This window comes from Nonomuraea aurantiaca, assembly GCF_020215705.1.
In the GTDB taxonomy this organism is placed as follows: Bacteria; Actinomycetota; Actinomycetes; order Streptosporangiales; family Streptosporangiaceae; genus Nonomuraea; species Nonomuraea aurantiaca.
Map to the genome: position 1 here is coordinate 125,001 of NZ_JAIWNB010000016.1, position 20,794 is coordinate 145,794.

General features: G+C 71.1%; 16 protein-coding genes. 7 read left to right on the forward strand and 9 right to left on the reverse strand.

What is annotated here, in order from left to right:
* Nucleotides 1-20: 20 nt before the first annotated feature.
* Together LDL49_RS32720 and LDL49_RS32725 are read right to left on the reverse strand one after the other, a co-directional pair.
* Nucleotides 21-4,928 carry a DNA-binding protein gene (locus LDL49_RS32720; protein ID WP_225296765.1) on the reverse strand — a complete coding sequence of 1,636 codons (4,908 nt, stop codon included), beginning with the start codon at nt 4,926-4,928 and terminating at the stop codon, nt 21-23.
* Between the two features lie 2 nt (nt 4,929-4,930).
* Nucleotides 4,931-5,797: a DUF4132 domain-containing protein gene (locus LDL49_RS32725; RefSeq protein WP_225296767.1), complete on the reverse strand. Its 867-nt coding sequence runs from the start codon at nt 5,795-5,797 to the stop codon at nt 4,931-4,933.
* A 330-nt stretch (nt 5,798-6,127) separates the two neighbouring features.
* On the opposite strand from LDL49_RS32725, the gene LDL49_RS32730 reads away from it, so the two are divergent.
* The 3 genes from LDL49_RS32730 (at nt 6,128) to LDL49_RS32740 (ending at nt 8,927) form a co-directional block, all read left to right on the forward strand.
* Entirely contained in the window at nt 6,128-6,451 is a 324-nt protein-coding gene (locus LDL49_RS32730; protein WP_225296769.1) for a hypothetical protein, read from the forward strand.
* Nucleotides 6,452-6,643: 192 nt separating this feature from the next.
* Nucleotides 6,644-7,951 (forward strand): hypothetical protein, encoded by a 1,308-nt coding sequence (locus LDL49_RS32735; RefSeq protein WP_225296771.1) that lies wholly within the window; start codon nt 6,644-6,646, stop codon nt 7,949-7,951.
* 10 nt (nt 7,952-7,961) lie between these two features.
* Nucleotides 7,962-8,927 (forward strand): NAD-dependent epimerase/dehydratase family protein, encoded by a 966-nt coding sequence (locus LDL49_RS32740; protein ID WP_225296773.1) that lies wholly within the window; start codon nt 7,962-7,964, stop codon nt 8,925-8,927.
* On the opposite strand, the gene LDL49_RS32745 is transcribed toward LDL49_RS32740, so the two are convergent.
* The 6 genes from LDL49_RS32745 to LDL49_RS32770 are packed head-to-tail and all read right to left on the reverse strand — an operon-like array spanning nt 8,905 to nt 14,571.
* A complete protein-coding gene (locus LDL49_RS32745) occupies nt 8,905-9,291 on the reverse strand; it encodes a universal stress protein (RefSeq protein ID WP_225296775.1) in 387 nt (128 codons plus the stop codon). The two genes, LDL49_RS32740 and LDL49_RS32745, sit on opposite strands and share 23 nt — an antisense overlap.
* Nucleotides 9,288-10,787 (reverse strand): tripartite tricarboxylate transporter permease, encoded by a 1,500-nt coding sequence (locus tag LDL49_RS32750; protein ID WP_225296777.1) that lies wholly within the window; start codon nt 10,785-10,787, stop codon nt 9,288-9,290. The genes LDL49_RS32745 and LDL49_RS32750 overlap by 4 nt, the downstream gene beginning before the upstream one ends.
* Before the next feature lie 16 nt (nt 10,788-10,803).
* Complete coding sequence (locus LDL49_RS32755; protein ID WP_225296779.1) at nt 10,804-11,316, reverse strand: tripartite tricarboxylate transporter TctB family protein; 513 nt, start codon at nt 11,314-11,316, stop codon at nt 10,804-10,806.
* A complete protein-coding gene (locus tag LDL49_RS32760) occupies nt 11,313-12,302 on the reverse strand; it encodes a Bug family tripartite tricarboxylate transporter substrate binding protein (RefSeq protein WP_225296781.1) in 990 nt (329 codons plus the stop codon). The genes LDL49_RS32755 and LDL49_RS32760 overlap by 4 nt, the downstream gene beginning before the upstream one ends.
* Before the next feature lie 22 nt (nt 12,303-12,324).
* The gene (locus LDL49_RS32765) at nt 12,325-13,617 is read right to left on the reverse strand and encodes a glucarate dehydratase family protein (protein ID WP_225296783.1); all 1,293 of its coding nucleotides are present in this window, start codon (nt 13,615-13,617) and stop codon (nt 12,325-12,327) included.
* A gap of 15 nt (nt 13,618-13,632) precedes the next feature.
* A complete protein-coding gene (locus LDL49_RS32770; RefSeq protein WP_225296785.1) occupies nt 13,633-14,571 on the reverse strand; it encodes a 5-dehydro-4-deoxyglucarate dehydratase in 939 nt (312 codons plus the stop codon).
* A 95-nt stretch (nt 14,572-14,666) separates the two neighbouring features.
* On the opposite strand from LDL49_RS32770, the gene LDL49_RS32775 reads away from it, so the two are divergent.
* The 4 genes from LDL49_RS32775 to LDL49_RS32790 all read left to right on the forward strand — a co-directional run bounded on the left by LDL49_RS32775 (nt 14,667) and on the right by LDL49_RS32790 (nt 17,805).
* A complete protein-coding gene (locus LDL49_RS32775; protein ID WP_225296787.1) occupies nt 14,667-15,485 on the forward strand; it encodes an IclR family transcriptional regulator in 819 nt (272 codons plus the stop codon).
* A gap of 39 nt (nt 15,486-15,524) precedes the next feature.
* Nucleotides 15,525-16,661 carry an L-talarate/galactarate dehydratase gene (locus LDL49_RS32780; protein WP_308016224.1) on the forward strand — a complete coding sequence of 379 codons (1,137 nt, stop codon included), beginning with the start codon at nt 15,525-15,527 and terminating at the stop codon, nt 16,659-16,661.
* Between the two features lie 7 nt (nt 16,662-16,668).
* Nucleotides 16,669-17,346: a FadR/GntR family transcriptional regulator gene (locus tag LDL49_RS32785; RefSeq protein ID WP_225296791.1), complete on the forward strand. Its 678-nt coding sequence runs from the start codon at nt 16,669-16,671 to the stop codon at nt 17,344-17,346.
* 72 nt (nt 17,347-17,418) lie between these two features.
* On the forward strand, nt 17,419-17,805 hold the full coding sequence (locus LDL49_RS32790) for a DUF1622 domain-containing protein (RefSeq protein ID WP_263655809.1): 387 nt from the start codon (nt 17,419-17,421) through the stop codon (nt 17,803-17,805).
* Here the strand turns inward: LDL49_RS32790 and LDL49_RS32795 are convergent.
* On the reverse strand, nt 17,794-20,703 hold the full coding sequence (locus LDL49_RS32795; protein WP_225296795.1) for an alpha-L-fucosidase: 2,910 nt from the start codon (nt 20,701-20,703) through the stop codon (nt 17,794-17,796). The genes LDL49_RS32790 and LDL49_RS32795 overlap by 12 nt on opposite strands.
* Between the last annotated feature and the right edge of the window lie 91 nt (nt 20,704-20,794).

Consider the following 20,794-nt stretch of genomic DNA (forward strand, 5'->3'; position numbering starts at 1 on the left):
GAGTCGGGGAGGAAGCGGGCTCAGCGTCGCCGTCCGCGCTTGACCTTGAGCTCCTCGAAACGGGGCCCGTCGCCGTCGAGCACCCGCTGCCACGCCTTGGCGTAGAGGTCGGCGACGGGCTCGATCGGGATGCCGTCATAGGCGGTCAGGTCGAACAGGGCCAGCTTCCACTGCTCCACCGGAAGCAGCGGCGCGCTCTGCTCCGCCCACCCGCCGGGCAGGAACAGCGTGCGCGCCGCCCGGCTCCGGCTCGCCTCGACGACGAGGTCGGTCGCGGCCAGCTCGGCGCGGGCCGCCTTGAGCCGGGCGGGCTTCCAGCCCGTCCACCGGGCGACGTTGCGGTCGGTGGGATCGGGCAGGGCCAGCAGCATCAGGTAGTGGGCCGCGGCGTCCTCGCCGAGCCCGTACTCCTTCGCCACCTCGATGACCAGATCGGGTACGGACCGGGTGGGATCCTGCGGCCACCACGTCCCGTCCGCGTCCCGCTCCCCCTGCACCGGGTCGCCGGGATCGGCGAGCAGCGCCGCGAACCGCGGGTCGCGGGCGGTCCGCAACGCGATCTCGGCGGGAAACGGCTCCTCGGTGCCGAGCAGGGCGCGCAGGTACGGATCCGCACCTGCCGCGTCCAGCGACGCTACCCGGATGGCGGGGGCGGGTCTGTCGTCATGGGTGGCCATGACGACGGCGCCGTATCTCTCGTAGCCCTGGCCGGTCTCGGTCGGGGCTCCGGCGGCCTTCCTGAACGCGGGCAGGTCGACGTATCGGCCCAGGTCGAGCAGCAGGCCCGGGTTGGCCAGCCGCTCGTGGACCGCGGCCAGCGCCTTCGGCAGCGCGGCCCGGATCGGATCTCCGGCGGGCAGCCGGTACGCCAGCCACCGCGCGGTGGTGACGGCCATGATCAGCGAGCTGGCGGTTAACCCGGTGGCATTGTCGTCGACGGGCCTGACCCGGTCGCCGCGTACGGTCCAGGCCAGGTCGTGGCTCAGCTCCGGCGAGGCGGCCGGGTCGAGCAGGGCTCGCAGCGCCCGGCTCGTGTCCCAGCCGGCCCGCACCGCGCGAGCCGCCTCTCCGAGCAGCCATTCGGGAATCGCCGCCTGCGGCCCGACCTTGTCGTTCCACAGCGCCGCCGCGGCGGCCACGTCCGGGCCGTCGCTCCAGAGCCGGGCCGGGTCGCTGGGCAGGAGCGCCGCGACGACCGCCCGCCGGATGCCGGCGTCCGTCTTGCGCAGTTCGTCCCTGGCGACGGTGGCATCGGCCAGCTTCACGCCGATCGTGGTACGGAGTTCCTTGGTGAGGAAGTTGCGCTCGTGCGTGTCCACGGACGGCAGACCCGCCACGATGAGCCGGGCCGTCGTCTCGGAGACGCCGGTGAGCCGGGCGAACTCCTCGGCCGCCTCGGGCCGCCAGGGCGCCGGTCCCCGCGCGGCCAGCTCGGTGAAGAGCGCCTCCAGCCAGCCCGCCTCCCGCGCCACCCCGACCGGGGCCGAGGACCGGACCGTGTAGGGGTGGGGGACGTCGAACCGCCCGGCCGGGTCGTGGAACAGCGCCGACCACACGCAGCCGGAGTCGTTCGGGGATCCCGAGCTCACGAAGGCGAGGAACGCGCCATCGTCCAGTGGCAGGGTCCCGAGCCAGTTGCCGTCGCGCCAGTTGCCGTCGGGCTTGATCAGGAGGCGCTTGTCGAGGTGCAGGTCCATCCGTCGCCAGCGGGACGGATCGGCCGTGGTGGGCAGCCCGGCCTCGCCCAGTGCGCGGATCAGGTCGTGCAGCGTGGCGCGGTGTTCCTCCTCGACCGTCTCCGTCGCGACGCGGAAGGCCAGGGCGGCGGTGTGGTCGAGCAAGGGGTCCCATCGCAGGCCGGCTTCCGGCAGTTCCGGCAGGTCGAGGTGGGTGCGGCCCAACCTCGACGGAGCCGACACCGACGGGGCCGACGCCGACGCCAGCCGCCGCCGCCCGATCGTCCGGATCTGCTGGAAGGCGCTGTCGGCCCCCAGGCGCCAGGAGTATTCGACGAAGTCGCCGAGCCCCCGGAGCGCCTGGTCGAGCAGGGAGTCCGTGGGACCGGCGGGCGCCTGCTCTTGGTGCCCGCCGGCGAGCGCTTCGGCGAGCCTGGCCGCGACGGTGTGCAGCGAGCTCTGCTGGGTCCCGGCGAAACGGACGACTCCGGCGATGCCGGCCACGAGCGCGTCATGGCTGACCTGCGGAAGCAGGGTACGGACCCGCGCCTCCAGGTCTTCTTCCCCGGCGACCTCAAGCAGGGCCTCCGCGGTGTCCAGGTCGAGGGCGCGCAGGGCCGCGGAGCCCTCCGGATCCCTCGGGCGCAGGTAGCACCAGTAGCGCACCGGCGGCAGGATGAGGCTGCCCATGGCGAAGTGGCCGGGGGCGTCGTCCGTGCGGGCCACGGCCGTGACCACCCCGTCCGGATCGACCAGGTTGAGCCGGTAGCCCCCCTTGACGATGGTCCGTGGCCGGTCGTCCCCGGGGAACATCAGGGCACGCGCCGGCGTCCCGGCGTCGGGCGGCAGGGTGAACGTACGGCCGGAGACGTCCTCACCGCGCATCGACCCGTCGGGCAGCCGCACCACGCGCCAGCCGAACAGCCCGCCCACGGGCGTGCCCACGGGGGTGGCCTCGTCGGAGGGCGCGGGAAGCAGCCATCCCGCATGGAACTCGCTGCCGGCCGGGGCGTCGCGGAGCGCGTCGGCGAGGAAGGCGGGCATGGCCTTCCTGCCCACCTGTCCGCCGGCCGGGTCGTACTCGTACCAGTCGGCGGTGCGGTAATCGGAGCCGTCCCAGGTCCACACCCAGTAGGAGGTGCCGTCGGTGATCACCGACGACTCCGCGGGGAGGGCCGTGTCGCCCGGGTGCACAACCCCCTGACCGGTGGTCCGCCCGCCGCCGGGCAGGGGCAGGGTGACCGCGTCGTCGCCGCGGTACCAGTCCATGCGCGTTCCGCGGGTGCCGGTGGCGCCCTCTATCGGGTGCAGACGGTCGGGGGCGGTGTGCCAGTAGCCGCGCAGCCGATACTCGAGGTGGCGGGACTGCCAGTAGACGAGCAGCTCGCCGTCCACATAGTGCAGGCCGATGTCGTTCCAGGAGTCTCCGGCCGGGATGCGCAGGTCGTGGGTGAGCACGGTGCCCTCAGGACCGAGCACCCGGGCCTGCGCGGCGCCCGCCGTGAGCAGGTACGGCCAGGCGTCGGCGACCACGATGTCGTCGACGTCCTTCTTCGGTACGAGCGACGCGGCCGCCTCCTCCCAGGCCGGCCAGCCCAGCTCGTCGAACAGCCCTGCGCGCAGGGTGCGGGCGAGCACCGGCGCGATCCGCGCCGCCGCCGCCCGGCGTACGTCCTCCTCGGCCAGGACCAGTGCCTCGCCCGGCAGCCAGGCCAGCCGTCGCAGGGCGTCCGGCAGGTCCGGCAGCCCGGCGGCCGTGGACCGCAGCGCCACCTTGCGGGTCCATTCGGCCAGCATCGGCCGGCCGCCGGGGGACTTGGCCAGCAGGCGGATGGCCCGCCGGCCGTCCTCGTCGTCGCTGAAGCCGTCAGCCGCGCGCTCGAAGGCGGACCGGAACCGGCCGTCGGCGGCCAGGGCGACCAGGGCGCGCTGCCCCTCCCCCTTCGCCCAGGGCTCCAGCCGCAGCGAGCTGTTGTCCTCGGGATCGCGCACCGGAAGGCCGAGGGCGAGCAGCAGATCGAGCAGGTCGACGTCATACGAGACCGTCAGCGCCCGCTTCTGCTCGGCCAGCTCGGCGCGCAGCCGGCCGGCCGCCCGCTCCACCAGCGCGTAGAGGTCGGGCAGGCGGGACGGCACGCGCCAGCCGTGGTCGCGTGCCTTCAGGAACCGTTCGAGCCAGCCGACGGTGCCGTCGCCGGGCCGCTCCGGCACCTCGCCGGAGACTAGGCCGGCGGTGGCGCCGGACGCCTCGAGGATCTCCAGCCACAGGCCCGCCAGCTCCTCGTCCCGGGACTCCGGCATGATGTTCAGCAGCGTCACCCGCACCTCGGGCTCCCGCGACGCCAGGGCCGCGATCCCCGTACGGTGGGCCTTCCACCAGCCCGTCGCGGCCCGATGGGCGGCCGGCAGGGCGAGCAGCTCGGCCAGGTAGGCCTGCTCCGCCGCGTCCACGTCCACCCTGGCGGCCTTGGCCAGGCGGCGCAGGTCCGTCGTCATCTGCGCCGACGGCGGCAGCCCGCCCGCCGTGCGCCGCACGCACAGCCGCGTGAAGCGGCGCAGCGCCTCGTCGGCGGGCACCCGGGCGGCCAGCTCCTTGGCGTAGCCGGACAGCACCTTGACCGGCAGCGCCCCCGCCAGCGCGAACTCCAGGAACACCTCGTCGAGCCGGTCCTCGTCGATCGCGAGCCCGTGCTGCGCCTCGGCCCGGCGCGCGCTGGCGAACATCTGCGCGGCGTAGGCGGCGTTCTCGACGCCCAGGAACACCCGGCCGCACTGCTCATAGAACGTGGGCAGGAAGTGGGGCACGGACGCGGCCAGCTGAGCGGCCAGCTGCTGGTAGGCGTCGAGCGCGGCCTTCGGCTTGGACTTCGCCTGCCGGGCCGCGCGCTCCAGCTCCGGCACGACGGCGAGCGCGTGATGCCCGTCTTCGGGGTGGTGCACCAGCACCCATTCGGGGAAGCCGAGCGAGCGCCGCAGGCCCAGCCCGACCTCGGCGGGCTCCCCGTCGGGCGCCAGGCCCAGGAAGCTCGCGGCCAGGTCCTCGGCCGAGCCGAGCTCCCCGGCGACCAGCCGCACGACCACCCGGTCGTCCAGGCCGGGATGGCGGTAGGTACGGGCGGTCATCGGCACCGCCCGCTCGCCGGCCCCCTCGGTGCCGAGCGGCAGCACGGCCCCGGCCTTCAGCAGCTCCGCGGCCTGAGACGCCTGCCGCGGTTCCGCACCCTGAGACGCCGGTTCTGTAGCCTGAGACATCGTCACGCGTCCTTCCCCTCTTCGACCCGCCGCCCGGCGTAGAGCGCCGCGGCCATCCGCATCCCCTCCGACCAGGCCACCGGCCCGACCTCGCGCAGCGGCAGTGTCCTGCCGTCGAGGTCCTGCCAGCTCAGGTCGCCCGTCGTCATCTCGCCGTCCCAGTAGGGCTCGCCGATCCAGACGGCCGCCTCCGAGAGGCTGCCGCCGTCGCGGACCCGGCAGGTGGCGTAGCCGCCGGAGACCCGGTAGCCGAGCGCGGTGGCCCGCGCGGCCAGGCCGAACCTGGAGTCGTAGGTGCCGCCGGAGAACTCCGACACGGCCGTCTCCGTCGCCTTGAGGTCGGCAGGCTTGCGCCAGGTGGCCCGGTGGATCTGCTCGACCTTCTGGACCACGCCCAGCTCCGCGGCGAACTCCCGCAGGTCGTCGAGGTCGGGCAGCAGCACGGGATGGGGCAGGGTCACCGTGCGCGGCGACAGGCGTACGGTCTCGCCGTCGAGGTTGACCACCCGCAGCTCGCCGGTGTCGGTGGCGTCCCGCAGGAAGCCGACCTCGTCGGGGTCGTCGCCGACCACGGCCAGGTCCCGCAGGGCCGACTGCCACGCCTCGTCGGGCCACACGCGGGCCAGCAGCCCGGTCGGCACCGGCAGGGACGAGACCATCCAGAGGTCCACCTGCGCCACGCACGCGGCGGCGTGCCGGTCGAGCCACTCCGCGAAGCGACGCAGCCGGTCCACCTCGGGATGATCGCGCAACGCCTTCGGCAGCGACTTCAGCTGCCGTCCCGCCGCCCGGCCGGAGGTGGCTCGCGCCGCCACCCGGCCCTCTATGAGGGCGACCTCATACCCGTCGCCCGCTGCCAGCCAACCCAACGGTCCCCGCCTTTCACCGTGCACGAACGTCGAATGAGCAGGGGTTTTCCAGCCCCTGCTGTGCAACTGCGCCGAACGTTAGCGACCTCGACCGACAAACCCGTTCGCGGTCGTCCAGAGGCTCCGACGGCGCGCACAGGGGTGGGGTGGCGAGCCATTCGCGGGCTGCTTTGTCGGCCTGCGAAATGCGGTGATCCGTCAGAGATGGCTGGTACGGTACCGGCTTTCAACCAAATGACGGGAGTTTTCCGTCGAGGGCCACCTGTTGCACAAGAAACTTTCCTAACAGATACTCCGGTTGAGTGTTCACCCCCCAACCCTGGAGTCGCTGTGCTTCGTCGTGTCCTCACTCTGACCTCGGTCGTCGCCGCCACCCTGCTCGCCGCCGCCCTGCCCGCCCAGGCGGCCGAAATGGACGTCACCTTCGGGCCGACGTCGATCGGCGACTACTGCCACGCGAAGGTCAGCTCGGCCTCGTGGATCGGCTTCTACGAGGCGGGCGGCCTCAGGTGCTACGCGAGCGGCACCGGCGGCCCGCCGCAGTACGCCGGATCCGGGGACCCCTACCTGGCGTGCAAGTTCCTCACCACGGAGGTCGTCATGAGCGCCAGGCGGGGCACGTCCGACGCCCTGGTGTGCAGGGTGATCGTCTGACGCCCCTTTGGTGATGGTTTTCGGCTTCCTTACACGTTCCGGATACAAAATGGTCATTTTGGGTGTCGAAATTATCCAGGCGTCGCGGTTACAGTGACCCCGCAAGCCAGATGATCTTCATCTGGCTTCTTCGTCACCGCGATCAGGAGGCTGAGAACTCAGTTGCGCGCCTGGAACTTATCGACCCGAAACTTGACGTCGTACGCGGCGGGTGTGGCGGCCCTCGCGTTAGCGTTCGCGGGGGCCGTCGCGGCCCCCGCCTCCGCGGATGACATCGACACCTACTACCTCGACAGCGTCCACGGCAACGACTCGGCCGCCGGCGACTCCCCGGCCACGGCGTGGAAGACGCTGGCCAAAGCTTCCACGGCGGACCTGGAGCCGGGCGAAAAGCTCATGCTCAGCCGCGGCAGCACGTGGTCCGGGCAGCTGGCCATCACCAAGTCGGGCGAGGCGGACAACCCGATCGTCGTCGACGCCTACGGCACGGGCGCCCGTCCGGTGCTCAAGGACGACATCGAGGCCTGCCTGTACCTCGGAGGCGACCACATCGAGGTCTACAACCTGCAGATCGGCGTGGACCAGGACCAGGGCCGCTGCTCGTGGGCAGGGATCAAGGTGGGCGGCAGCAACAACGTCATCGAGCAGAACTACATCACCGGCGCGGCGGCGGGCGTCTACATCGAGACGAGTGCCCGGTACACCTCGGTGACCAGCAACGAGTTCGTCAACAACAACTTCATGAGCAAGCTCACGCCGCAGGAGGAGAACGACAACGACGACTCCGGCGCGTTCGCGATGCTGGTGCAGGGCGACGACTCCAACATCGGCTGGAACACCATCACCGGATCGGTGGCCTTCAGCTACGACTACGAGTTCGACGGCGCGGCCGTGGAGATCTTCATGGGCTCCCGCAACTACGTCCACCACAACCTCGCGCTTGACAATGACACCTTCACCGAGCTGGGCACCAGCCGCAACGACGACGGATCGACGAACGACCCCGACGGGACCTCCGGCAACGTCTTCGAGTACAACGGCATCTACGGAGACAGGACCCGCTCCGGCATCGTCACCCGCGGCCCGGTGAAGGACGACGGCGAGATCGAGACGAACGGCCCGGTGTTCGGCACCGTGTTCCGCAACAACTCGATGAACCTGCCCAACCCCGACGCCGAGGGCGTCGTCTGCTACGCGAGCTGCACGAACGCGCACTTCAAGCTGTCGCAGAACATCGTCGTGGCCGCGAAGAAGAGCGCCTACGCCGACTCCACCTTCACCGCCAACGACCACAACGTCTTCTACGGCGGCCAGTACCAGATGACGGCGGGCACCGCCAACGTGCGCAGGGACCCGAAGTTCGACCCGAGCAGGCCCCTGCGGCTGCTGAGCGGGAGTCCGGCGATCGGTCTCGGCGTCAAGAAGTTCAACCCCGTCGACCTGGGCGGAGCCACGGTGGGCGGGAACGGCACGATCGAGGCCGGGGCCTACGAGTACTAATCTGTAGTCCATGCGTGTAGTGGTGATCGGCGCGAGCGGCCATATCGGCACCTACCTGGTTCCCCGTCTCGTCGACGCGGGGCACGACGTGGTCGCTGTGAGCCGGGGCCGGCGGGGCCCGTACACCCCGCACGGTGCCTGGCAGTGGGTCACCACGGTCACCGCCGACCGCGAGGCCGAGGAGGCCGCGGACACCTTCGGCAAGCGGATCGCCGCGCTGGAGCCGGACGTCGTCATCGACCTGATCTGCTTCGAGGAGTCCAGCGCGCGCAGCCTGGCGGCCGCGCTGGCCGGCCGCGTACGCCACTTCCTGCACTGCGGCACGATCTGGGTGCACGGTCCGAGCACCCGGGTGCCCACGACCGAGGATCGGCCACGGCGGCCGATCGCGCACTACGGCCGTCAGAAGGCCGCCATCGAGGCGCACCTGCTCGACCGCGCCCACCGTGACGGCTTCCCGGCCACCGTCGTCCATCCCGGCCACATCACCGGCCCGGGATGGATGCCGGTCAACCCGGCGGGCAACCTCGACCCGGCCGTGTTCCAGGCCCTGGCCGACGGCACGGAGGTGACGCTGCCCAACCTGGGCATGGAGACCGTCCAGCACGTGCACGCCGACGACGTGGCCCGCCTGTTCATGGACGCGCTGGCCAACCCGTCCGGTTCCGTGGGCGAGAGCTTCCACTCCGTCGCCACCACCGCCCTGACGCTGCGCGGCTACGCCGAGGCGGTGGCGGGCTGGTTCGGGCGGGAGGCCCGGCTCGCCTACCTGCCGTGGGAGCAGTGGCGGGACACGGTGTCCGAGGAGCAGGCCCGCATCACCTACGACCACATCGCGCACAGCCCCCACTGCTCCATGGAGAAGGCCGAGCGTCTGCTGGGCCACCGCCCGCGTCACACCTCGCTGGAGGCCATCGCCGAGGCGGTCGACCGGCTCGTCAAGGCGGGGACCATCACTGCACAACCGGCTCCTTGACCGCGAGCACCGGGCAGCCGGCTTCGAGCAGGATCCGCTGGGCGCTGCTGCCCATGATCAGTTTGCCGACCGGGGAGCGCCTGCGCAGCCCGATGACGATCAGGCTCGCCGAGGCCGCCTGCGCCGCCGCGAGCACGGCCTCGGCGACGTCGTCCTCGGCCACCTGCTCGAAGTCGTAGGACACCGACTCCGGGACCAGGCGCCTGACCTCCGCCTCGTCCGCGGTCGAGGCGTCGACGTAGGCGCCGGGCCGCGAGACGTTGAGGATCTTCAGCGGCGCCCCTCGGAGCGCGGCTTCCGCGATCGCGTGCTCGAGCGCGACCCGGCCCAGCGGGTTGGGCACATATCCCACGATGACCGTCATGCTGCGACCTTTCTACGTTGCTTGCGAAGGGACCGGCTCAGCGGCGGGACGACGATGATGAGCAGGATCGCCACCAGCAGCGTCGCCGCGATCGGCTGGCCGAAGAAGCCGGTCAACTGGCCGTCGAACAGGCGCATCGAGCGCCGGAAGGACGACTCCAGCAGGCTGCCGAGCACGAAGGCCAGCACCAGCGGCCCCGGCTCGAAGCCGACCTTCTTCATCAGGTAGCCCACGATCCCGAGACCGACCATCAGGAACATGTCGAAGACGTTCATGCGGACGGTGTAGACGCCGATCATGGTGATGAGGATCGTCAGCGGCGCCAGGATGGCGGCCCGGATGCGGAGGATCTTCACGAAGATCCCGATCAGCGGCAGGCTCATGGCCAGCAGCAGGATGTTGCCGACGTACATCGAGTTGACGACGCCCCAGAACAGGTCCGGCTTCTCCTGCACCAGCAGCGGCCCCGGCGTGATGCCCTGGAGCAGCAGCGCGCCGAACATGATGGCCATGGTCGCGTTCGCCGGGATGCCCAGGGTGAGCAGCGGGATGAAGGAGGAGGTGGCGGCGGCGTTGTTGGCGGTCTCGGGTCCGGCGACGCCCTGGATGGCGCCCTTGCCGAACCGTTCGGGGTGCTTGGCGGCCTTCTTCTCCACCGCGTACGCCACCATCGACGACATGGTCGCCCCGCCGCCGGGCAAGATGCCGAGGATGAAGCCCACCAGCGAGCCGCGGGTGATGGCCCCCTTGGACTCGCCGAGGTCCTGGCGCGAGGGGTAGACGGAGCCGACGCTGGGCGCGGGGGCGCTCTTGCCGCGCAGCGACTCCAGGCTGTAGAGGATCTCGCCGACGCCGAACAGGCCCATCGCGACGATCACGAAGTCGATGCCGTCGAGCAGCTGGTCGCTGCCGAACGTCAGGCGCGAGGTGCCGGCCAGCGGGTCCTGGCCGATGGTGGCCAGGAGCAGGCCGACGGTGGCCATCAGGATGCTCTTGGTCGTGGAGCCGGTGCCGAGCGTCGAGACCAGCAGGATGCCCAGCAGCGCCAGCGCCGTGTACTCGGCGGGGCCGAAGTCCAGCGCGAACCCGGCCACCAGCGGGGCGACGAAGGTGAGCGCGATGACCGCGACCGTACCGCCGATGAAGGAGCCGATCGCCGCGATGCCGAGCGCGGAGCCGGCCCGGCCCTGTCTGGCCATCTCGTGACCGTCGATCGCGGTCACCACGCTGGACGCCTCGCCCGGCAGCCGCAGCAGCACCGAGGTGATCGTGCCGCCGTACTGGGCGCCGTAGAAGATGCCCGCGAGCATGATGATCGCGGCCGTCGGCTCGATGTTGTACGTGACCGGCAGCAGGATGGCGATCGTGGCGGCGGGCCCGAGGCCGGGCAGGACGCCCACGAGCATGCCCAGCGTGACGCCGAGCAGGCAGTAGAACAGGTTCTCCGGTTGGAAGACGACCCCGAACCCGGCGATCACCGGGGAGAAGAAATCCATGGTCAGCCGATCTGGTTCAGAAGGGCAGGATGTGCGGGAGTGACACGCCCAGCCCGGTGACGAACAGCAGGTAGAGGACGGCGGTGGTGCCGAGCGAGATGATCACGGTCATCCGCCAGCCTTCCCGCCCGAGCCCCTTCAGCCACAGGACGAGCAGCGCCACGGTGGGGATCTCGAAGCCGATCCGCTCGAACAGCAGCGCGTAGCCCACGAGGGAGACGGCCGCGACGACGACGATCAGCGCCTCGCGGGTGAAGGTCTCCTCCTCGCCGGTCGGCCCGGACCGCAGCACGAGCACCGCCGCGGTCACCACCATGGCGACGCTGACGGCCAGCGGCCACAGGCCGGGGCCCGGGTTGGACAGCGTGCCGACCCCCAGGCTCCACGACATGATCCCGGTGATCACACCGATGGCGAGCGGGATGAGCGCCGCGACGATGTTCTGCCGGCGGGCGTAGGCCGGAGTCGGCGGGACGGGCAGCCCGTCCTCCTCCTCCGGCACGCCTTCCTCGGGTACGACGCTGGTCATTGCTGGCCCGTGAGGTCGATCCCGAGCTTCTTCGTCAGCGCGGCGAACTCGCCCTGGGCCTTGGTGAGCTGCGTCTTGACCTCGTCGCCGCCGACCTCCCAGCGGCCGATGTAGTTGGACTTCAGCAGCTCGCCGTACTCGGGCGTGGCGATGGCCTTGTCGATGGCGCCGGCCAGCTTGTCGCGTACGTCGGCCGGCAGCCCGGCGGGCGCGGCCACGAACCTGCGCTGGTCCACCACGACGTCATAGCCCGACTCGGTGGCCGTCGGCACGTCGGGCAGCGCCTCGACGCGCTTGGTGCCGAACACGGCCAGCGCCCGGAGCTTGCCGGACTGGACGTGCTTGGCGGCCTCGGCGATCTGGACGGACGCCGCGTCGACCTTGCCGCCCAGGACCGCGGTGATCGTGGGGGCGCCGCCGTCGAACGGCACGGGCGTCGCCTTGACCTTCGCCACCCCGAACAGCAGGGCCTGGGACAGCTGGCTGCCCGTCCCCGCGCCGGTGGTGCCGTACTTGAGGTTGTCGGCCGCGAGCAGGTCCTTGAGCGACTTGTACGGCGAGGCGGCCGGCACGACCAGGGCGTAGTCCTCGACGGCCAGCCCCTTGACGAAGGTCATGTCGTCGAGCTTGATGGCGTCGGGGTCCTGGACCATGAGCGGCCCGATGGCGAACAGCGACTGCGGCATCACGGCCACCCGGTAGCCGTCGGGCTTGCTGCTGAAGACGTCCTTGCCGGCGATCTTGCCGTTGGCGCCCGGCTTGTTGACCACCACGGCGGGCTTGCCGAGCGGCTTCTCGATGCTCTTGGCCAGGGCTCGGGTGACCAGGTCGGTGCTGCCGCCCGGCTCCGTCGGGACGGTGAACTCCACGGCCTTGCTCGGGTAGGCGGCGCCGTCACCGGCACCGCCGCCCTTGACCGAGCAGGCGGACAGCGCGACCACTGCCAGCAGGGCGCCGCCGATGCGCAGGCCGATCGTGGATGACATTCTCATCAGAGTGTTCTCTCTTTCACCAGCGTGGAAGCGGGGGCTGGACCCACGTGGGGTCGGCCACGCGCATGGCGGCCACATCGTCCCTGTCGCGGAAACCGCTGAGCTCGGTCCAGCGTTCGTGCAGGGTGGCCAGGGCGTCGCGGTCGAGTTCGACCCCGAGGCCAGGGGCGTCGGACACCTCGAGGGCGCCGCCGACGAAGCGGTGGGGCTCGGTGATGACGTCCTCGGTCTGCCAGGGCCGGTGGCTGTCGCAGGCGTACTCCAGGTCCGGAATGACGCTGGCGACGTGGGTCATCGCGGCGAGGCTGATGCCGAGGTGGGTGTTGGAGTGCATCGAGAGCGCGACCCCGTAGGTGCGGCACAGCGCCGCGAGCTCGCGCGTGGCGTGCAGGCCGCCCCAGTAGTGGTGGTCGGACAGCACCACCTGGACGGCGTCCTTGGCGAACGCCTCGGGGATCTCGCCGAACGTGGTGACGCACATGTTGGTGGCCAGCAGCGCGCCGGTCCTGGCGCGCACCTGCGCCATGCCGTCGATGCCGGTGGTCGGGTCTTCCAGGTACTCCAGCAGGCCGTCGAGCTCCTCGGCGACGCGCACGCTCGACTCCAGCGACCAGCCGCCGTTGGGGTCCAGGCGCAGCGGGTGGTCGGGGAAGGCCTCGGCCAGCGCCTTGATGGCGGCGATCTCCTCCTCTGGCGGGAAGACGCCGCCCTTGAGCTTGAAGGAGCGGAATCCGTAGGTGTCGGTGAAGCGCCGCGCCTGCCGTACGACGCCTTCGGGGTCGAGGGCGGCGCCCCAGTCGTCGCGCGGCGCGTCCTCCACGGGGTGCTCGGCCCAGCGGTAGAACAGGTAGCCGCTGTAGTCGACCCGGTCGCGCACCTTGCCGCCGAGCAGCGCGTGCACGGGCAGGCCGAGCGTCCGGCCGAGCGTGTCCAGGCTGGCCACCTCGAACGCCGAGACCACGCTGCGGACGATCTTCTCGTTGGTACGGCTGCCGCGCAGCCCGGCCGGGTCGAACTCGTTGATCGTGCCGGGCGTCAGCCCCGCCGAGTCGTAGGCCAGGTCGTGCAGCCCGTTCAGCGAGGTGAGCGGCTGGCCGACGACGGCCTTGGCGAGGTTCCGCGCCGCCTCCAGGTATTCGGTGTCGCCGTAGGTCTCGCCGACGCCGGTGGCGCCGGTGTCGGTCTCGAGCTCGACGATGGTGCGGGGGGTGTACGGCTGGTGGACGCCGAGGACGTTGAGCAGCGGCGGGTCGCTGATCAGGATCGGGGTGACGGTCGCCCTGACGATCCGAGGGATGGGTTGCGACATATGGGGGTTCCTTCCTTACCGGACGAGGTCGAGGCCGGTGTCCAGCAGGGCGCGGAGTTGTTCGAGGTGCTCGGGCGGGGGGTCGGCGAGGGGGGCGCGTACGGAGCCCACGGGCACTCCCCGCAGCTTAGCCGCGGCCTTGACCAGCGAGACTCCATAGCCGATGCCCTTGTCGCGCAGCTCGACCAGGGGGACGTAGAAGCGGCTCAGCAGCAGGTCGACCCGCTCGTGGTCGTCGGCGTGGAAGGCCTGGAAGAAGTCCTTGGCGATCTCGGGGGCGAAGGCGTGGACGGCGGAGGAGTAGGCGGGCACGCCGATGCTCCGGTAGGCGCGGGCCTGCATCTCGGCCGTCGCGGCGCCGTTGAAGAACAGCCACTCCGGCGGCGCGGCCAGCTTGAGCCGCTGCAACTGGTCGAGGTCGCAGTGACCGTCCTTGAGGCCGATCACGTTCGGTATCGCGGCCAGCCCGGCGATGCTGCCCACCGCCACCTTCATCTGGGCGCGCTGGTAGACGATGACGGGCAGCGAGGTGCTGTCGGCGACCCGCCGTACGTGCTCGACCAGGCCCTCCTGGGGCGCCTCCACCAGATAGGGCGGCATCAGCAGCAGCGCGTCGGCCCCGGCCCGCTCGGCGATGGCGGCGAAACGGGCGGCCTGGGCCCAGCCGTAGCCGGCTCCCACGACCACCGGCAGCGCCCCGGCCGCCTCCTCGACCGCGGCCGTGACGACTCTTTCGTACTCGTCCTCGGCCAGGGAGAAGAACTCGCCCGTCCCGCAGCACGGGAACATCGCGCCGGGACCGGCCGCGATCTGGTCGCGGAGGTAGGCGCGGAAGGCGCCGAGGTCCACGGCCCCGTCGGCGTCGAACGGCGTCAGCGGGAACGACAGTACGCCGATCTCCATACCCCGCCGAAGCCTGGCGCGTACGTCGTCACTTGTATACGTAGCGGTCATCCTGTCTCCATATGTAGATGCCTGTTACGTGGCGAGCAGTCTCGCTCCAAAATTGGTAATGTGTCAACAGGCCGTCCCCCGACAGATGAGGTGCGATGACACTCCCCCTAGACGAGGCCGAGGGCACGGCGCAGAGCGGCGTGCGGGGCGTGAAGTCCGCCGCCCGCACGGTCGAACTCCTTGAGCTCCTTGCCTCGCGACAGAACCGGCCGGCCCGCCTGCGCGAGCTCAGCGACGCGCTCGGCGCGCCCCGCAGCAGCATCTACGCGCTGATCCGCACGCTGGTCGAGCACGGCTGGGTGCGCACCGACGCGAGCGGGACGCTGTACAGCATCGGCATCCGCGCCCTGCTGGCGGGCACCACCTATCTCGACACCGACCCCTACCTGCGCATCGTCCAGCCGCACATCAACGACCTCAGCGCGCTGCTCGACGAGACCATCCACTTCGGCCGCCTGGACCGGGGCGACATCGTCTACCTGGCCACCAAGGAGTCGAGCCAGTATCTGCGCCCCTTCAGCCGGGTCGGGCGGCGGCTGCCGGCCTTCAGCACGGCCATGGGCAAGTCGCTGCTGGCCGAGCGGCTCGGCACCGGCCTGGAGGTGCCGATCCCCCCGCAGCTCACTCCGCTGACGCCCAAGACGCTGGTGGACCGCGACGCCCTGACCCGGGATCTGGAGCTGACGCGCCGGCGCGGCTACGCCATCGACGACGAGGAGAACTACGCCGGCGTCATGTGCTTCGGCTTCGCGCTGCGCTACACCAGCCCGCCGACCGACGCCATCAGCTGCTCGGTGCCCATCGCCAACCTCACCGAGGAACGGACGAAGGAGATCACCGAGGCGATGGAGCGCACCAGGCTGGCCATCGAGCGCATGGCCCCCATGGACCTGTCAGGGACCGCGGAGTTCTGATAGTTGTATGATGACATGGCGAGTTGTACGATGACCGCCATGACTTCCTCCGACCGCATCTCCTGGATCCGGCTCTCCTCGGTCTATCTGCCGCTCGCCACCCCGATCAGTGACGCGAAAGTGCTCACCGGGCGGCAGCGGCCGATGACCGAGATCGCCTTCCTGTTCGCCGAGATCGGCGCCGAGAGCGGCCATCGGGGCTTCGGCTTCAGCTACTCCAAGCGCGCCGGCGGCCCCGGCCAGTACGCGCACGCCAGGGAGATCGCCCCCGACCTGCTCGGCGAGGACCCCAGCGACATCGCCCGCCTGTGGGAGAAGCTGGTCTGGGCGGGCGCGTCGGTCGGGCGCAGCGGGCTGTCCACGCAGGCGATCGCGGCCCTCGACGTCGCGCTGTGGGACCTGAAGGCCAAGCGCGCCGGACTGCCCCTGGCCAAGCTGCTGGGCGCCCACCGCGACTCCGTACGCTGCTACAACACCTCCGGCGGCTTCCTGCACACCCCGATCGAGCAGGTCATCGAGAACGCGAGCGCCGCGCTCGAACGGGGCATCGGCGGCATCAAGCTCAAGGTCGGCCACCCCGACTCCCGGATCGACCTGGCCAGGGCCGCCGCGGTGCGCGAGCACCTGGGCGACGGTGTGCCCCTCATGGTGGACGCCAACCAGCAGTGGGACCGGCCGGCCGCCCAGCGCATGGGCCGGGCCCTGGAGGAGTTCGGGCTGGTCTGGATCGAGGAGCCGCTGGACGCCTACGACAGCGCCGGCCACGCCGCGCTCGCGGCCTCGCTCGACACGCCGATCGCGACCGGCGAGATGCTCACCAGCGTCGCCGAGCACGCCGAGCTCATCCGCCTGGGATCGGCCGACGTCATCCAGCCCGACGCACCGCGCATCGGCGGCATCACGCCGTTCCTGCGCCTGGCGGCGCTGGCCGAGCACAACCGCCTGCAGCTGGCCCCGCACTTCGCGATGGAGATCCACCTGCACCTGGCCGCCGCCTACGGGCTGGAGCCCTGGGTCGAGCACTTCGAGTGGCTGGAGCCGCTGTTCGACGAACGCCTGGAGATCCGCGATGGCAGGATGATCGTGCCCGACCGTCCCGGCCTCGGGCTGACCCCGAGCGAGCAGGCCGCCAAGTGGACCGCGGACGAGTGCGAGTTCGGCACCAGAAAGGACTGACGCCGCGATGGCGAGCCTGACCCAGACCCTCGTCGACGACCTGACGGCGCGCATCCAGGAAGGCGTCATCCACCCCGGCGACAAGCTGCCGACCGAGAGCAGCCTGGTGGAGACGTACGGCGTGAGCAGGACGGTCGTACGCGAGGCCATCTCGCGGCTGCAGGCCGCCGGGCTCGTCGAGACCCAGCACGGCCGCGGCAGCTTCGTCCTGGCACGGCCGGGCTCGGCCAGGTTCGAGTTCGGCCAGAGCGGCGAGCTGACCGTCGACGACGTGGTCGACCTGCTCGACTTCCGCATGGCCTTCGAGGTCGAGGCCGCCGCGCTGGCCGCCCGCCGCGGCGGGGGGCCGCGCCTGGAGGACCTGCGGGCGGCGCTCGACCAGTTCGCCGGGAGCGCCGACAACCCGAGCACGGCGGTGAACGCCGACTTCCAGTTCCACCTCCGCATCGCGCTGGCGACCGGCAACCGCTACTTCGCCGACCTGATCACCTCGTTCGGCCCCTCCATGATCATCGTGCCGCGCGACCGGCTGTCGCCCGCCGGGCAGGGGCACTTCGAGCAGATCGTGATCGAGCACGAGAACATCTACGCGGCCATCGAGCGCCAGGACGGCGACGGCGCGCGCGCCGCGACCCGCGTCCACCTGAGCAACAGCCGCGCCCGCCTGCTGGCCGCCCACCCTTAGCAGCACGGGCCTGGGGGGCGTATGCGACCATGATCCGGAGGTGTCGGCGGGCCGGGGAGGGACAGCGTGCAGATGAAGGACGTCATCGAGCTCATCGGCACGGTGCTGGACATCGCGGGCGTGGCCGTGATCGCGGCCGGCCTGGTCATCGCCACCATCACCTACGGCGTGAGCCTGGCGCGGTCCCGCCAGGTGGCCGGTCTCTACCAGGCCTACCGGCGGGGCGTGGGCCGCTCGATCCTGCTGGGGCTGGAGTTCCTGGTCGGGGCCGACATCATCAAGACCGTGGCGGTCTCCCCCACCTTCCAGAGCGTCGGGGTGCTGGCCATCATCGTCGCGGTCCGCACCTTCCTGAGCGTCTCGCTCCAGGTCGAGCTGGACGGCCGCTGGCCCTGGCAGCCGCCCCATGCCGCCGGGGAGCCCGGCGGCACGGGGCGGGCACCGGCCTCAGCCGAGTGACAGCCGGTCCAGGTCGGGCGCGGCCGCCGTGTCGTTGTGGATCTTGATGGTGTTGGCGCCCGCCCGCAGGGTGACGGGCACGGACGCCGTGTACGGGGTGTTGTTGCCGACGCCGCTCACCTTCACCTCGATCGGCGCGGCGTCGTTGACGGTGACGAAGTACGAGCGGTCGCCGTTGACCGTGAAGTCGATGAACAACGTGTACTCGCGGGCCGTGTCGACGGTGACGTCCTCGAACAGCACGTACGCGTCCGCCGCTCCGCCCAGGTTGCGCACCTTCTGCCCACCCGAGCAGGGCGAGCAGTTGGTGATGCCCGCGCTGCCGAGCCGGTTGCGCGAGTCCTCGGCCTCCCGCACGAACACCCGGTCGGCCGGGCGCAGCCGTACCCTCAGCTGCCTGGTGACCTGGTTGGGCCGGCCCAGCACCTGGAAGGAGGCGGTGATGGGAATGTCCGCCGCGGTGACGTCCTGGCCGGGCGGCGAGGTGAGGGTCCAGGTGCCCTCCAGCGTCTGACCCAGCCGCAACGTGGCGGCCGTCGCGGCGGCGCCCGTCACCGTCCAGCCGGCCGGCACCACCGGGGCCAGGTTGACCTGGTCGAGCGCGTCGTCGACGTCGAGCCGCAGCTTCGCCGACACCTTCATGGACTGCTGCCCGGGACCGACCCACTGCAGGCCGGACGGGTCCACGGTCATCGTCGTCTTCGGGACCTCCGAGGCCGGCGGCATCGGCGCTACGGCGATCCGGTCGAGCCCGGGGCCCTGCCGGGCCGTACTGGACAGCGTGATCGTGTTGGCGCCCGCGTTCAGCGGCACCGCCAGCGCCGTGGCGGCGGGAACGTCGGCGTTGTCGCCGCTCACCGGCACCTCCACCGCCGCGGCGCCGTTGACGCTCACCGACAATGAGGTGGCCGCGGCGGCGGTGTGATCGAGTTCGAGCCGGTACGTCCCGGCCGCCAGCACCGTGACATCGCGGTAGGTGACCGCGTTGCGCGGGCCGCCGCCGAGTCCCACCACCCTGGCCAGGCCGGAGCACGCCCGGCACAGGTCCGGCCGGGCCGACCCGCTCCTGGCCTGCCGCTCCGCCTCCAGCGGCACCGCCGCCCCGAGGCCCACCGGGTAGGCCGACGCCACCTTGATCTCGTCGATCTGAAGCTCCTGGTAGAAGCGCGGCGCCTGCGGGCCGCCCCAGGTGTTGAGGACTTCCAGCTTGAGGTAGCGGGCGCGGGTGTCGCCGAGGTCGACGAACTGCACGCCGCGCGCGCTGCGCATCGCCGCGGAACGTACGGGCTTGCCCCAGTGCCTGCCGTCCTCGCTCGCGTAGACCCGGTAGTCCTTGATCCGGGCCGAGTCCTCGGGACGGCCGAACGTCTCGCGGGCGTACGTCGGCGACCACTCGCGCTGGTTGATCGCCAGGTAGGCGGCCTCGCGCCGCTTGCCGAGGTCCAGGGTGAGCGAGACGGGCAGCTTGGCGTCGGCGTCCCAGTAGTTCTGGAAGCTGCCGTCGACCAGGGCGCTCGCCGGGTGACCCGCGCGGGTGGACGTCGCGGTCGCCTTGAGCGCGCTCTGGGGGTAGAAGTGCTCCTGGCCGCGGGTCTCGACCTTGAACACGGTGTCGTGGTCGTCCCACTTGGTGATGCCGAGGATCGTCAGGTAGCCGCCGGACTGGGCGAACCGCATGCGCTCGCCCGTACGCAGATCGCTCACCGCGGACACGCGGTAGCCGTTGTCGCGCAGCCGTACCTGATCGGTCCTGGGCCTGGTGACCACGTGCACGTACTGGACCTTCGCGCCGCGCGCGACGGTGACGACGCCGTGCGCGCCGTCGTTCCAGAAGCCCGGCTGCATACCGCCGTACATGTAGCCGCCGCCCTCGGTCCCCTGCAGCGACGACCGGATCGGCGGCACCCACCCGGCCATGAAGTCGTTGAACTCCTCCTGCTGCGGCGGGAACCTGCCGTTGACCATCGGGGTCTCGGCCATCAGCGACTTCATCGAGGAGCCGGCGTTGGTGACGTAGCGGCCGGTGCTGAGGCGGAAGTCGACGGGGTGGCTGCCGCCGTCGTACCACCAGTCACCGGTGGTCGGGAGCTTGTAGTCGGCCTCGGTCAGGCGCGGCATCGGGGTGAAGGCGGCCTGCGGGTAGTCGTAGGCCGGCGTCATGCCGGTCTTCTGCTCGTTGCTGACCGTGTCCATGATCGGGGTGTCCTCGTTGTTGTTGCTCAGCAACCAGGACGGGCGCTTCTGCCGGATCTGCTCGTAGAGCTGGTTCTGCTCCCAGTACTCGTTGTCGTTGTCGATCCAGAACCCGGCCAGGTCCGGATAGTTCTCCATGACCTCGAAGAACAGGTCGTAGCTGAACTGGCCGAACCCGTTCCTGGTGGTCAGGTCGACCGAGCGGCCCTTATAGGCGGAGTAGGCGGCGGAGTCGAGCGTCTCGACGCCCTGCTCGTTGTGCCACTGCGGGTCGTCGGTCATGTAGAGGATGACCCGTACGCCCTTGGCCTGGCCCGCCTTCACCAGCTCGCCCAGCAGGTCGCGCTGGGTGGCGCAGCTGCCGGGGATCTTCGACGGCCACGGCCGGGCGTAGCCGAGCCTGCTGTGGAAGGTGGCCAGCACGATGTAGGAGGCGCCCAGCTTGCGGGCCTCGTCGACCCAGTAGTCAGGGCTCCAGCCGCCACCGGTGACGTCCCGCTCCCAGGCGGCGCAGTCGAGATGGCGGGGCGCGGTGAACATGCCCCAGTGCAGGAAGAGTCCCGCGGTCGAGTCACGCAGCCACTGCTGCCGCGGGTGCTCGACCTCCGCGTCGGCGGCCGGAGCGCCGACGATGTAGGCGGTCAGGGCGAGAAGGAGGGCGGCGCAGGCGGACAGGACTCTGGAGGAGGTGCGGCGGCGCTGCATGGCGATCGCTCTCTCGTTGGGCTGACGGGGGTAACGCCAACAAGGCTGATCTCTCAGACATCCGACGAATACACGAGACAGAGCCCATAGT

What these genes read in the sequence shown, in the direction of transcription:
- LDL49_RS32760 (WP_225296781.1), bottom strand. Translation starts at nt 12,302, where the DNA reads ATGTCATCCACGATCGGCCTGCGCATCGGCGGCGCCCTGCTGGCAGTG.
- LDL49_RS32775 (WP_225296787.1), top strand. Translation starts at nt 14,667, where the DNA reads ATGACACTCCCCCTAGACGAGGCCGAGGGCACGGCGCAGAGCGGCGTG.
- LDL49_RS32745 (WP_225296775.1), bottom strand. Translation starts at nt 9,291, where the DNA reads ATGACGGTCATCGTGGGATATGTGCCCAACCCGCTGGGCCGGGTCGCG.
- LDL49_RS32780 (WP_308016224.1), top strand. Translation starts at nt 15,525, where the DNA reads ATGACTTCCTCCGACCGCATCTCCTGGATCCGGCTCTCCTCGGTCTAT.
- LDL49_RS32795 (WP_225296795.1), bottom strand. Translation starts at nt 20,703, where the DNA reads ATGCAGCGCCGCCGCACCTCCTCCAGAGTCCTGTCCGCCTGCGCCGCC.
- LDL49_RS32720 (WP_225296765.1), bottom strand. Translation starts at nt 4,928, where the DNA reads ATGTCTCAGGCTACAGAACCGGCGTCTCAGGGTGCGGAACCGCGGCAG.
- LDL49_RS32785 (WP_225296791.1), top strand. Translation starts at nt 16,669, where the DNA reads ATGGCGAGCCTGACCCAGACCCTCGTCGACGACCTGACGGCGCGCATC.
- LDL49_RS32740 (WP_225296773.1), top strand. Translation starts at nt 7,962, where the DNA reads ATGCGTGTAGTGGTGATCGGCGCGAGCGGCCATATCGGCACCTACCTG.
- LDL49_RS32755 (WP_225296779.1), bottom strand. Translation starts at nt 11,316, where the DNA reads ATGACCAGCGTCGTACCCGAGGAAGGCGTGCCGGAGGAGGAGGACGGG.
- LDL49_RS32750 (WP_225296777.1), bottom strand. Translation starts at nt 10,787, where the DNA reads ATGGATTTCTTCTCCCCGGTGATCGCCGGGTTCGGGGTCGTCTTCCAA.
- LDL49_RS32770 (WP_225296785.1), bottom strand. Translation starts at nt 14,571, where the DNA reads ATGACCGCTACGTATACAAGTGACGACGTACGCGCCAGGCTTCGGCGG.
- LDL49_RS32790 (WP_263655809.1), top strand. Translation starts at nt 17,419, where the DNA reads ATGAAGGACGTCATCGAGCTCATCGGCACGGTGCTGGACATCGCGGGC.
- LDL49_RS32765 (WP_225296783.1), bottom strand. Translation starts at nt 13,617, where the DNA reads ATGTCGCAACCCATCCCTCGGATCGTCAGGGCGACCGTCACCCCGATC.